The organism is Nonomuraea angiospora (assembly GCF_014873145.1).
Classification (GTDB): domain Bacteria; phylum Actinomycetota; class Actinomycetes; order Streptosporangiales; family Streptosporangiaceae; genus Nonomuraea; species Nonomuraea angiospora.
Window position 1 is genome coordinate 2,270,921 of the sequence record NZ_JADBEK010000001.1, and the last position, 11,918, is coordinate 2,282,838.

14 protein-coding genes are annotated in these 11,918 nt (G+C 74.4%); 4 read left to right on the forward strand and 10 right to left on the reverse strand.

What is annotated here, in order from left to right; all coding sequences use genetic code 11:
- The first annotated feature begins 41 nt into the window (after nucleotides 1-41).
- On the forward strand, nucleotides 42-1,268 hold the full coding sequence (locus H4W80_RS10370; protein WP_192784897.1) for an alpha/beta fold hydrolase: 1,227 nt from the start codon (nucleotides 42-44) through the stop codon (nucleotides 1,266-1,268).
- 73 nt (nucleotides 1,269-1,341) lie between these two features.
- The gene (locus H4W80_RS10375) at nucleotides 1,342-1,743 is read left to right on the forward strand and encodes a hypothetical protein (protein WP_192784898.1); all 402 of its coding nucleotides are present in this window, start codon (nucleotides 1,342-1,344) and stop codon (nucleotides 1,741-1,743) included.
- Here H4W80_RS10375 and H4W80_RS10380 read toward each other — a convergent pair.
- The 5 genes from H4W80_RS10380 to H4W80_RS10400 form a co-directional block, all read right to left on the reverse strand.
- Nucleotides 1,721-1,948, reverse strand: coding sequence for a hypothetical protein (locus tag H4W80_RS10380; RefSeq protein WP_192794440.1), 228 nt, complete (start codon nucleotides 1,946-1,948; stop codon nucleotides 1,721-1,723). The two genes, H4W80_RS10375 and H4W80_RS10380, sit on opposite strands and share 23 nt — an antisense overlap.
- Nucleotides 1,935-3,110, reverse strand: a complete 1,176-nt coding sequence (locus tag H4W80_RS10385) for an MFS transporter (protein ID WP_318786789.1) — start codon at nucleotides 3,108-3,110, stop codon at nucleotides 1,935-1,937. The genes H4W80_RS10380 and H4W80_RS10385 overlap by 14 nt, the downstream gene beginning before the upstream one ends.
- Nucleotides 3,107-3,649: an SRPBCC domain-containing protein gene (locus tag H4W80_RS10390; RefSeq protein WP_192784899.1), complete on the reverse strand. Its 543-nt coding sequence runs from the start codon at nucleotides 3,647-3,649 to the stop codon at nucleotides 3,107-3,109. Before H4W80_RS10390 ends, H4W80_RS10385 begins: the two co-directional genes overlap by 4 nt.
- Before the next feature lie 157 nt (nucleotides 3,650-3,806).
- A complete protein-coding gene (locus tag H4W80_RS10395; protein ID WP_318786790.1) occupies nucleotides 3,807-4,700 on the reverse strand; it encodes a lysophospholipid acyltransferase family protein in 894 nt (297 codons plus the stop codon).
- Nucleotides 4,697-5,413, reverse strand: coding sequence for a GNAT family N-acetyltransferase (locus H4W80_RS10400; protein ID WP_192784900.1), 717 nt, complete (start codon nucleotides 5,411-5,413; stop codon nucleotides 4,697-4,699). Before H4W80_RS10400 ends, H4W80_RS10395 begins: the two co-directional genes overlap by 4 nt.
- A 375-nt stretch (nucleotides 5,414-5,788) precedes the next feature.
- On the opposite strand from H4W80_RS10400, the gene fusA reads away from it, so the two are divergent.
- Nucleotides 5,789-7,867 carry an elongation factor G gene (fusA, locus tag H4W80_RS10405; RefSeq protein WP_192784901.1) on the forward strand — a complete coding sequence of 693 codons (2,079 nt, stop codon included), beginning with the start codon at nucleotides 5,789-5,791 and terminating at the stop codon, nucleotides 7,865-7,867.
- Nucleotides 7,868-7,932: 65 nt separating this feature from the next.
- Here fusA and H4W80_RS10410 read toward each other — a convergent pair whose 3' ends face one another.
- From H4W80_RS10410 to H4W80_RS10420, 3 genes are all read right to left on the reverse strand, one after another.
- The gene (locus H4W80_RS10410; protein ID WP_192784902.1) at nucleotides 7,933-8,517 is read right to left on the reverse strand and encodes an O-methyltransferase; all 585 of its coding nucleotides are present in this window, start codon (nucleotides 8,515-8,517) and stop codon (nucleotides 7,933-7,935) included.
- Between the two features lie 106 nt (nucleotides 8,518-8,623).
- On the reverse strand, nucleotides 8,624-9,547 hold the full coding sequence (locus H4W80_RS10415; RefSeq protein ID WP_192784903.1) for a phosphotransferase: 924 nt from the start codon (nucleotides 9,545-9,547) through the stop codon (nucleotides 8,624-8,626).
- Nucleotides 9,548-9,572: 25 nt separating this feature from the next.
- Complete coding sequence (locus H4W80_RS10420; protein ID WP_417629236.1) at nucleotides 9,573-10,433, reverse strand: alpha/beta fold hydrolase; 861 nt, start codon at nucleotides 10,431-10,433, stop codon at nucleotides 9,573-9,575.
- A 93-nt stretch (nucleotides 10,434-10,526) separates the two neighbouring features.
- On the opposite strand from H4W80_RS10420, the gene H4W80_RS10425 reads away from it, so the two are divergent.
- Nucleotides 10,527-10,667, forward strand: coding sequence for a hypothetical protein (locus H4W80_RS10425; RefSeq protein ID WP_192784905.1), 141 nt, complete (start codon nucleotides 10,527-10,529; stop codon nucleotides 10,665-10,667).
- On the opposite strand, the gene H4W80_RS10430 is transcribed toward H4W80_RS10425, so the two are convergent.
- Both H4W80_RS10430 and H4W80_RS10435 read right to left on the reverse strand, forming a co-directional pair.
- Entirely contained in the window at nucleotides 10,654-11,106 is a 453-nt protein-coding gene (locus tag H4W80_RS10430; RefSeq protein WP_192784906.1) for a nucleoside deaminase, read from the reverse strand. The genes H4W80_RS10425 and H4W80_RS10430 overlap by 14 nt on opposite strands.
- Nucleotides 11,103-11,906, reverse strand: coding sequence for an LLM class flavin-dependent oxidoreductase (locus H4W80_RS10435; RefSeq protein WP_192784907.1), 804 nt, complete (start codon nucleotides 11,904-11,906; stop codon nucleotides 11,103-11,105). Before H4W80_RS10435 ends, H4W80_RS10430 begins: the two co-directional genes overlap by 4 nt.
- Nucleotides 11,907-11,918 lie beyond the last annotated feature (12 nt).

Consider the following 11,918-nt stretch of genomic DNA (forward strand, 5'->3'; position numbering starts at 1 on the left):
GCGATGGACCGCGCCGTACAGCTGACGAAAAGCGCGCGGGCGTGAGGGCAAGGGCAGCGGCTGGGCTGCTCATCGTGGTGGCGGTCCCGGCCGCGCTCGTCGCGGGACTCGGCGCGCTGTGGGCCGCCGCCGCGGCGAGCGGCAACCGGTACGTGGCGCTGACCGTGGCCGCACCGGCGCTGGCGGGCGTGGCCTGGGGGTTGTGCCGATTGGCGCTGCGGCGCGTGGCGGGCTCACGGGTACGGCGCTGGGTGCCGATCGCGGTCGCCGGGGCGGAGCTGGCGGCCGTGGCCGTCCCCCTCGCGGGCCTGCTGTTCGGCGGGCCGCCGCCCCGGCCGATGGCGGCCGGGCCCGGCACGCGGTACTGGGACCTGCCGACCGGCTCGCGCATCGCCTACACGCGGACCCCGGCCGAGGGCGAGCGCGCGGACACGCCGGTGATCCTCGTGCACGGCGGGCCGGGCGCGCCGGACGCCGAGCCGTCGCCGCTTGCGCCCGCGCTCGCCGCCGCGGGCTTCGACGTGTACGCCTACCACCAGGTGGGCGCGGGCCTGTCCGGCCGCCTGTCCGACGTGGGCGGCTACACGGTCGCCCGGCACGTCGCCGACCTCGACGCCGTCAGGGCCGCGATCGGCGCCGACCGCGTCGTGCTGGCCGGCGTCTCCTGGGGCGGCCAGCTCGTCGCCGCCTACCTGGCCGCGCACCCGGACCGGGTCGCCCGCGCGGTCGTGGCCTCGCCGGGAACGATGTGGTCTCCCGCCTTCCCGGACAACCGGCACCTGACGGCGAGCGGGCTGCGCGACCAGAACAGCGCGCTGTGGGACCGCCATCCGCGCTTGCTGCTGGCCGCCGCGCTCGTCGAGGTCGCGGGGCCTCGCGCCGCCCACGCGCTGCTGCCGGGCGAGGCGATGGACGGCGAGTTCGAGTCCCTCGTCGGCGACCTGGACATGCGGGCGGGATGTCCCGGCCGGCCGCTGCGGGAGCCGCCGTCGGGGTCGGGGTTCTGGGCCAACGTCATGACCGCGCGCGACGCCGGCCGGATGGCCGACCCCCGGCCCGCGCTGCGCCGGGTCGCCGTGCCCGTGCTGGTGCTGCGCGGCTCGTGCGACTACCTGGCGCCCGAGGTCGCCCGCGAGTACGCCGACGTGCTGCCGAACGCCGCCTTCCGCGCGATCGACGGCTCCGGCCACGACATCGCCCACGACCGGCCCGCCGAGTACCGGGAGCTGGTCACCGCGTTCCTGCGCGGCGACCCGAATGCCCGTTGAATGCCCTGCTGCTGCCCTGGCCGGTGCTGCTTCCCGTACCGAGAATCGGTCCTGGAACCCTGAGGAGGCGGACATGGCACACAAGGGATCGCATTTGAGGAAGCCGACCATCGTCCTGAGCACGGCCGCCATGCTGGGCACGGCCGTCGCGCTGCTGACAGGCGGGACCGCGAGCGCCGGCCAGGCGTCATCGGGCATGGCGCTCGCGGTCACCTGCGGAGACGGCTCGCTGTCGGCCGACTGGTACTTCGACTCCTCCCACTACAACCCCAGCGCGTGCGCCAAGTGCCAGGAGGCGGGCGCCAGGCTCGAGGCGACAGGTCTCTGGCGCGCCTACTGCAAACGGCGTTACAACCAGGCCGGCACGCTCACCCGCGTGGACCTCTATCGCTTCTGCTTGGCCTGCCGGAGCGCCGAGGCGGCCCTCGCCGCGGGGCCGTCGCCCTGGCGGCTCAGCCGTCCGGCCCGCGCCTGACGAGGACGAGCACCAGGACGAGCACCAGGACGAGCACCAGGACGAGCACGGCCACGCCGGCCAGTCCCACGACGTTGCAGGCGCCGGTGAACGCCGCCCGCACCTCCCCCAGCAGGTGGAGGTCGCCGCGGGCGGCGGCGCCGGCCCGCTCCGGCGGTGCGGCGCTGATGACGTCACGGTGAGTTGCGTCATCATGGCCCCACAAGAGCCGACGGGGCCCTGCGGGCCCGGGGGACGAAGGCGCCGGCGAGTGCCATCAGGGCCGCGGTGACCAGCAGCGCCGGCGGGTAGCCGGTCAGGGGAGCCAGGAGGCCGACCGCGAACGCGCCGGCGGCCATGCCGCTGTCGTAGGCGGCGTTCCACAGGGCGCTGACGGTGCTGAACAGCTCCGGGCGGACGCGCCCGTACATGATGGTCATGGTGGCGTTCTGCAGGACGCCGAATCCGGCGCCGAAGACGGCGGCGCCGGCGACGACGCTCACGCTCCAGTGCGTCAGCGACACGGCGGCCATCCCTCCCGCGGACAGGACGAGCCCGGCGAGCAGGAGCCCCTCGTGCCCGCGGCGGTCGCCGACGCGGCCGGCGACCCATTTGGCCAGCGTCGCGGTGGCCGACTGCGCCAGCAGCGCGGCCGGCGCGACCCAGACAGGCCCGCCGCGTACCGCGAGCGGCACGAAGGTGCACAGGATCCCGGTCCCCGCGGCCGACGCGGCGAACACGGCGGCCGGCCACATCAGGTACGGCGAGCGCAGGCCGGCCGGCACCCCGGCGGCCCGCCCCGCGACCGCCGGACGGCCCGGCAGGAACGGGACGGTGAGGACGGACAGGACGGGGACGGCGGCGGTGGCGACGAAGACGGCGTCGTAGCCCGCGACCTGCGCGAGCCAGGTGCCCGCGGGCAGCGCCAGGAGCGCGCTGACCCCGCTGACCAGGCCCACCAGCGCGAGCCCCTCGCCGCGCCGCTCGGCCGGCACGAGTTCGGCGGTGAGCGCGCCGCCCGCCACGACCGTGACCGCGAAGCCGACGCCGCGCAGGGCGCTGACGGCGATGACGGCCGCGGCGTCCGAGGACGTCACCAGCACGAGGGTCGGCCCGCCAAGGGCGACGAGGCCCAGGCCGAGCGCCCACCGGTAGCCGAGCCTGGCCACCAGGGCGGGTGCGGCCAGCTCGACGGCCACGGTGGTCACCAGCAGGGCCGCGTTCGCGGCGCCGGCGACGGTGGCGCCCGCCGACCGCTCGGCGTACTCGGGAACGACGGCGAACGGCAGGAAGAACCCGATCGACGAGGCCATCACGGTGGCCATCCGCACCAGCAGCGCCCCGGTGACGATCGGCGGCCGCGCCGCCGCGCGCGTGGTGGCGATCACGGCCGTGCCTCCCCACCGGGGAGGGGACTGGCGGCGTCTCGCCGGGTGGCCGGCCTGCCCGGCGGCCTGGCGGCGCCCTGCCGGGATGGGGGTGGCGCCGGCCCGCCCAGCTCCGCCTCCAGCGACTTCAGCGCGTTGCGCATGTGCTGCTCGAACCGGGAGGTGTCGTCGTCGGTGAGGAAGGCGGCCTGCTCGGTGTGGACGAGCCTGGTGCCCGGCCCGTGCCGGACGAACTCGATCGTGGCCAGCGAGACCAGGGCGCGTACCTGGTCGAGCAGCACGTCGTAGCTGTAGACGATGCGTTTGCTCGGCACGATGTCCAGGTAACGAGCCTGGACGGTGTGCGCGGGGCCGCCGGTCTGGAGGCCGTGGCACCGCTCCACTCCGTCGACGCGGAAGTCCAGGTCGAGGCGCGGGTTCCAGCCTGGGGGACCGCCGGCCCAGCGGGCCTTGACGGCCGGGTCGGCCCAGGCGGAGAAGACCTCGACCGGCGGGACGGCGTACACGTGCTCGGCCACGAAGGTGGCGTGCGTGATCATGAGAGCCTCTCGTTGTCCGTTCGCTGCCTGCGACCTTGGCCTGCAGCGACCGGCCGGGGCATCCGTGGGGGCCTCCTGATCACCACGGAGGAGGCACGGATTCGCCCCGGAAAGAGCACCTGACGGAATGGAGGAGGAGGCCCGCCGCGGCGGCGCGCTAGTGCCCGGTGACGGCAGTGTGGACGAGATCGTCGGCCCCGGTGCGGACGCGGGCCTCGGCGATCCTGGCCAGCGCCGCGCGGGCCTCGGACCGCCTGCCCTCCGGCCGCGCGGGCGGTACGGGGGCGAACAGCGTCACTTCGACGACCAGGTCACGGGTCCCGGCCACCCGGACCATGGAGGCGAGCAGCGAGTCGTCACCGACGTAGCAGGCGCGGGTCGAGGCCGCCGTCCCTTCGCGGTAGCGCAGCGTGGCCGGGCGGACCGCGGCGCCGGTGTCGACGGCCGCCTGGAACACCGCGGGCCGGAAGCGCCCCATCCCCCGCCCGCACCACGTGGTGCCCTCGGGGAAGGCGACGACGGTGTCGCCCTCCCTGAGCGCGTCCGCGACGGCCGCGACGGCCGAGGGCAGCGCGGAGAGCCGTTCCCGGTCGATGAACAGCGCCCCCGAGCCCCTCGCCAGCGTGCGGATGACCGGCCACTCGCCGATCTCGCGCTTGGCCAGCGGCCGCGACGGCAGCGTGGCCGCGACCACCAGCGGGTCGAGCCAGGACACGTGGTTGGCCACGACCAGGGCGCCCCCGTCCGGAACGGCCGGGGCGCCGGTGACCTCGAGCCGGATCCCGAGCGCGCGCAGGAGCAGCCGCGCCCAGGCCATGGTCAGCTTCGCCCGCCACGACGTCCGTACCCGCCCCACGAGGGACACCGGCACCCCGGCGAGCACCACGAGCAGCGCGGCGCACAGCCGGGCGACCAGGAGGAGGGGCCTGCTGGCGCGGGCGGCGGGCGCCAGGCAGGCCTGCGCGGTGCACGGGCCGAACGGACGCCAGGGATCGAGCGCGGCCGCCGGGGCAGCAGGGGCAGGGGCCAGGATGTCAACGGCCGTGTTCACAGCGGCTCTCCCAGGAAGTGGCGCAGGTAGCGGGTGTTCACGTTGGCCATCGGGAGCAGGACGAAGAAGTCGGCGGTGCCGAAGTCCCGGTCGTGCGCGGGCGCCCCGCACACCCACGACCCCAGCCGCAGGTAGCCGCGCAGGAGGGCGGGCGGCACGAACCGGTCGGAGCGCACCGCGCCCCGGGGACGCCACGGCGTGCGCGGCGCGACCCGGTACTCCTCCGGCCCGAGCGGCACCCGCTCCACCACGGCGGAGGCCACCGCGCCCCCGTCGTCCAGCGGTACCGAGCAGCAGCCCGCCAGCCACTGGTGACCGCCGGAGATCATGTAGCGCGCGATGCCCGCCCACATCAGCGCGACGACCGCGCCGCCCCGGTGGTCGGGGTGCACGCACGTACGGCCCGCCTCGACCAGCCCCTCCCTGATGGGCGCGAGGTTGGCCAGGTCGAACTCGCCGTCGGAGTACAGCCGCTCCGCGCGCCCCGGGGGAAGCAGCCGGTAGGTGCCGACGACCTCGCGGCCGTCGCGCACGAGGAGGTGGTCGCAGTACGCGTCGAACCTGTCCACGTCGAGGCCGGAGACCGGACTGTCGAGCCGCGCCCCCATCTCCTCGGCGAAGACCTCGTGCCGCAGCCGCTGCGCGGCCTGGACGTCGGCGGGGCCGGTGGCCATGCCGATCGTGTAGCGACCGGTGTCAAGAGAGATCGTCATGGGCGCGGATCCTTCCCTGAAAGCGTCTCACGCCTATGTCGACATGCGGAAATGACGGTTGAGCCGCACATCGGGGTCAGCGAGGCGACCGCGTGGTGAACCTCGCACGCACGCGAAAAATCGCTTTCTTGACCGGCTCCCGGTTCACTACACTCGCCACTGATCATCGACGAGGGAGAGGAGTACGGCCGTGCGCCACAGCACCACTGCCGTCGTTCCCCCGTCGCGCTACGAGGTGATCCTGGTGTCTCCGTCGTCCCGGTGCCGGCTGCGCGGCCGCCACTGGACGACGCCCTGACGACACCCGCCTCCTGGCCTCTCGTCAGGGGAATCGCGCTGTCCTGCTGAAGAATCCTCCCGAAAGGGTCTTGGGCCGTGCGTCCCCGAATACCTGACAATCCCCTTGCCATCGTCCGCAACCTCGGCATCCTCGCCCACGTCGACGCCGGCAAGACCACCGTCACCGAGCGCATGCTGTACCTGGCCGGCGCCACGTACAAGCGCGGTGAGGTGCACGACGGCACGACCGTCACCGACTTCGACCCCCTGGAGCGCGACCGCGGCATCACGATCTTCGCCGCCGCGGTGAGCTGCGCCTGGGACGGGCACCGCGTCAACATGATCGACACCCCCGGCCACGTCGACTTCTCCGACGAGGTGGAGCGCTCGCTGCGGGTGCTCGACGGGGCGATCGCGGTGTTCGACGCCGTCGCGGGCGTCGAGCCGCAGAGCGAGTCCGTGTGGCGGCGGGCCGACCGGTACGCCGTGCCGCGCATCGCGTTCGTCAACAAGCTCGACCGGGCCGGCGCCGACCTGGACACCGCCGTCGAGTCGATCCGCCGCCGGCTGCACAAGGCCCCGCTGGTGGTCCAGCTGCCGATCGGGCAGGAGGACGGGTTCACCGGGGTCGTGGACCTGGTGCGGATGCGTTCGCTGGTGTGGGCGGGCGGTGCCTGCTCGGCCGGGCCGGTGCCGGAGGACCTGCTGGCGCAGGCGCGGCGGCGGCGCCGGCTGCTGGAGGAGTCGGTGGCCGAGCTGCACGCCGGCGCGCTGGAGGAGTTCTGCGTACGGCCGTCGATCTCCGACGAGACGCTGGCCGGCGCGCTGCGCGACCTCACGCGCAGCGGCGCGGGCCTGGTGGTGCTCTGCGGGTCGGCCTACCGAGACCGCGGGATCGAGCCGCTGCTCGACGCCGTGGTGGCGTACCTGCCGTCGCCGCTGGACGTGCCGCCGGTGCGCGGCGAGGGCGGCGCGGAACGGGCCGCCGACCCGCAGGCGCCTCTGGCGGCGCTGGCGTTCAAGGTGAACGCCACCGCCACCGGGCGGCTGACCTACGTGCGGGTCTACTCGGGAACGCTGCGGAAGGGGGACACGGTGCTGGTCACCGGGCTGGTCACCGGGCTGGTCACCGGGCTGGTCACCGGGCTGGACACCGGCGCGGGGCGCACCGAGCGCGTCAGCCGCATCCTGCGCGTGCAGGCCGACCGGCACACCGAGGTGGACCTGGCGGTGGCCGGGGACATCGTCGCGGTCGTCGGCCTCAAGTCGGCCCGCCCCGGGGCCACGCTGTGCGCGCCCGGCGCGCCGCTGGTGCTCGAACCGCCGAGCACGGCCGAGCCGGTGGTGTCCGTGGCGGTCGAGGCCCGCAGGAGCACCGACGCCGACCGGCTGGCCTCGGGGCTGGCGCGGCTGGCCGAGGAGGATCCGTCGCTGGCGGTCCGTACGGACGCCGAGACCGGGCAGACGCTGCTGTCCGGGATGGGCGAGCTGCATCTGGAGGTGGCGGTGGACAAGCTCCGGCGCGAGCACGTCATGGACGTCGCCGTGGGCCGCCCGCAGGTGGCCCTTCGGGAGACGGTCGTGCGCGGCGTGTCCGGGCTGCTGTACCGGCACGTCAAGCAGGACGGCGGCGCCGGGCAGTTCGCCCACGTCGTGCTGGACGTGGAGCCGCTGGACGGCGCGCTGGACGGTGGGGGCTTCGAGTTCGCCTCGACCGTCGTCGGCGGCCGGGTGCCGCGCGAGTACGTGCGCGCGGTGGAGGCCGGCTGCCGGGACGCCCTGGCCGACGGCCCGCTCGGCGGCCACCCGGTGACCGGCCTGCGGGTCACGCTGACCGACGGGGCCACCCATCCGAAGGACTCCTCGGACCTGGCGTTCCGCACGGCCGGGCGGCTCGCGCTGCGCGAGGCGCTGCGGGCCGGCGTCATGGAGCTGCTGGAGCCGGTGGCGGAGGTCACGGTCACCGTGCCCGGCGACGCGGCGGGCGCCGTGCTCGGCGACCTGGCCGCCAGGCGCGGCCGGATCTCGGGCTCGTCGGCGCGGGCCGGGACGGTGGTGATCACCGCCGTGGTGCCGCTGGCGGAGGTGTTCGGGTACGCGACCCGGCTGCGCAGCCGTACGCAGGGCCGTGGCACGTTCACCAGCAGGCCCGCCGGTTACGCCCCCGTCAGGTAGGGGGTGGCCCCGTCCGTACGCGGGCGGGGCCACCCGCGGCGGCGTCGTCAGGCGTCCCGCCGAGCTCAGCGCCGCAGCGCGACCAGTTCGCCCTTGCCCACGGCGATCGTGGTACAGGTCAGGCTCGGCTCCCGGAGGAGCAGCTCGCGCAGCGGGGCGATCTCCTCGGGGTGGGACAGGGCGTTGTCGGCCACGAGCACCCCGCCCTGGCGCAGCACCCGGTACGGGTTCGGCCACCAGGAGGGGTACTCGACGCGTTCGGCGTCGAGGAAGAGGAGATCGACGGAGCCGTCCGGCATGCGGGCGAGCGCGCCGCCGCCGTCCTCGACCCGGAACTCGACATGATCCTCCAGTCCGGCCTCGGCGACGGTGCGCCGGGCGTGCCGCTGGGCCTCGGCGTCGGTGTCGAGGCTCAGGACGTGACCGCCGACCGCCCGGGCGGCGTCGGCCAGCCACAAGGTGGACACGCCGCGAGAGGTGCCGATCTCCACGATGACCCGGGCTCCGACGCTTTGGGCCAGGAACCAGAGGAACTCCCCGGCGTCGGGCTCGAGCACCCGCCACCGGTCCAGCCGGTCCTGCTGACCGGCGTCGTGCTGGGCGGCGGCCTCGTTCAGCTCAGCGATGATCTTGCGCAGTACGGTGTCCACAGACGCATTCTGCCGCGCCGGCAGCCTTCCCGGCGTCCTCGCCGCACGACCCGGACCGGCGCATTCGAGCGAGCGGGGAGCCGTCGCTCAGCGACGGGCCGTCTGCTCAGCGACGGGCCGTCTGCTCAGCGATGAGGCGTCGCAGTGCCGCCTGGGCGGGCGGGCCCCACGTGGCCTTGCCGCCGCGGCGGCCGTGGACGCCGGTGTGTCCGATGAGCAGGCCGCTGAGGGCGCGCAGCACCGCCCATCCGCGGGCGCGGCGCAGGGTCGCGGCGTCCGGGGCCGGCTGGTAGGCGGCATGGAAGCGCTCGGCGGCGCCGTCCGGCAGCAGGATCCAGGCGGCGGCGAGGTCGCAGGCCGGATCGCCCGCGAACAGGTCGCCGAAGTCGATCACGCCGCAGATGGTGCCGTCCGCGGTGAGGACGTTGGCCGGATGCAGGTCGCCGTGGAGCCAGAGCGCCGGGCCTGCCCAGCCGGGCGCGGCGGCGGCGTCTTCCCAGACGGCGCGGACGGCGTCCGGGTCGGGGATCAGCCCCAGTTCGGTGGCCTCGGCGAGCTGCCTGGCGAACCTCCCGGCGTAGCCGGCCAGCGACCCTCCGCGGTCCCGGCCGGCGGGCGCCTGTTCGGGGGCGGGCCGGTGAAGAGCGGTCAGGAAGGCGGCCAGGGCGCCGGCCGCCTCCGCGCCACGCGTGACCGGGGCGCGGTCGGCGGGCTCGCCCGGCACCCAGGTGGTGACGATCCAGGGTCGCGGAAACCGCGCGGAGGGATCGCCGAGGCGTTGCGGGACCGGAACCGGCAGGGGCAGGCGCGGGGCGAGGACGGGCAGCCACGCGTGCTCCTTGCGCAGCAGCCCGTCCGCGGACTCAGTCGCCCAGGGCAACCGGACGGCGAGGTCGTCGCCGAGCCGCCACAGCTGGTTGTCCCAGCCTCGCGCGCCGAGCCGCACAGGGTGGCCGGCCAGGTCGGGGTGCTGGTCACGCAGCAGATCCCGTACGAGCTCCGCCGTGATCTCGATCTCGGTGTGCGTCATGCGGAGCAACAGTACGCGTTCATGATCATTCAGGTGTCGAGTTGTGTGACGCGGAGGCGAGGAACGCCAGCAGCGACTCCGCCAGGGCGTCCGGGGCCTCCTCGGCCACGTGGTGGCCGCTGTCGATCGCCTGACCGGTCACCTCGTCGGCCCAGGTGCGCCAGATCGCCAGCGGGTCGCCGTACAGGTCCTCCATGTCGTCCTTGGCCGACCACAGGAACAGGGTCGGGCAGGTGAGACGGCGGCCCGCGGCACGGTCGGCGTCGTCGGCGGCGCGGTCCACGGTCAGACCGGCTCGGTAGTCCTCGCACATCGCGTGCACGGTGTCCGGGTCGTGGATGGCGCGGCGGTAGTCCTCGTACGCCTCCTGGCCCATCTGCTCGGCGGTCGCCTTGTACCAGGCGTCGGGGTCGGCGTTGATGACGCGCTCGGCGGGTTTGGCGGTCTGCCCCAGGAAGAACCAGTGCCACCAGGCCGCGGCGAATCTCGCGTCGGCGCGGGCCAGCGTCTCACCGATGGGGATGGCGTCCATCACGATCAGGCGCGTCACGGCGCCGGGGTGGTCGGCGGCCAGGCGGTGGGCGACGTACGCGCCGCGGTCGTGCCCCGCCACGGCGAAGCGGCGGTGGCCCAGCGCCTCCATGAGCGCGACCATGTCGCCGGCCATGGCCCGCTTGGAGTAGGGCGCGTGGTCGGAGGTGGTGGGCGGCTTGCCGGAGCGGCCGTAACCGCGCAGGTCAGGGCAGACCACCGTGTGGTGCGGGGCGAGGAGCGGGGCGAGGCGGTGCCAGGTCGCGTGCGTGCGGGGGTGGCCGTGGAGAAGCAGGAGCGGGGTGCCCGAGCCGCCGTACCGGACGAACAGCTCTGTCTCACCCACGTCGACCATGCTGGTTGCGAAGTCCTCGAACATCCGCGGCTTCTACCCGAGAACCGGTCACCATGGCCCGTGATCGCGAAGGATCCCGATAACGATTGGGCTGTGCGGCCCGCGGGGTCCGCGAACGTCCTGGCGTGCCTGGCGGGCGCGGGTCTCGGAGTGTCCAGCCTGGTGAAGGTCACCACGTTTCTCCTGAAGCGGGAGTATGCCGACGCCAACTCCGCGATCATCACCCGGCGCTGACGGGGTCCTGACGGTAGAAGGCGTCGATGGGGGCACGTGCCTCGTCGAACAGGGCCGGGCCGTCCTGCGGCACCGTCGGCCAGGTGCCTGACGCCGGGTTGAGTTCGACGAGTTGCTCGGTGGCCAGGGCGTAGACGACGCGGCCGAGCCCGGAGCGGGCGATGCCGCCCGCGCACATGGTGCAGGGCTGGCAGCTGGTGTACATGGTGGTGCCCGCCGCGGTGTCCGGGTCGAGTTCGCGGGCCGCCCAGCGGGCCAGCTTCAGTTCCGGGTGGGCGCTGATGTCGTCGTCGCGTCGTACCGTGTTGTGGGCCTCGGCGAGGATCGCGCCGTCCGGGCCGACCAGCAGGGAGCCGTACGGCGCGTCGCCCAGCGTGACGGCGTGGGCCGCGATGGCGATCGCGCGCCGCAGGAACTCCTCGTCGGCAGGGGTGATCATGATGCTGTCCTCCAGTGTGTGGCCACGGCGGTGAGCGCCTGCCAGGCCGCGTGGGGCCGCCGGGTCTGCTCCGGATCACCGTGGTAGGGGTCGAGCAGGACGGTGTCGGCGCCCAGCGAGCGAAGCTGCTCCAGGTCGTCGATGATCTGTTCGATGGTGCCGACGCCGGCGAGGCGCTCGCCGTCCTCGACGGGTTCGGTGGTCAGCCGCAGGGCGATACGGGGCGCGAACGCGAGCCGCGGGTGCTCCGCCAGGGTAGAGCGCAGCCACGCCACGGTGCCCCGCAGCGGGTGCCAGACGTGGCCGAAACCGATGGCTCGGCGGATCGCCGCCTTGCTGTTGCCGCCGACCCAGATGGGCACGCCGCTCTCCTCGCGCCAGGCGTCCCGCAGGGCGGACAGGTATTCGTCGGTCAATCTGCCGCGCTCGGCGAACGGCACGCCGAGCGCGTCGAACTCCTGGCGCGACCAGCCGACGCCCACACCGAGCACGAGCCGGCCGCGGCTGAGCTGGTCGAGGTTGGTGGCCATGCGCGCCACCAGCAGCGGATGCCGGTAGGGCAGCACGAGCACGGTCGTGCCCAGCCGCACCCTGGTGGTGATGCCGGCCAGGAAGGACAGCGTGGTGAACGGCTCGTAGAACGGCTCGGGGTACCGTTCGGCCACCTCGGGGGTGATGACCACGTGATCCGACATCATGAGGAGGTCGAAGCCGAGCCCCTCCACGACCCCGGCCCACTCGCGGAGCACGCCGGGATCGGTTCCGGGCCCGAAATTCGGTACGTTGACGCCAAGTCGCATGACGTGAAGCTA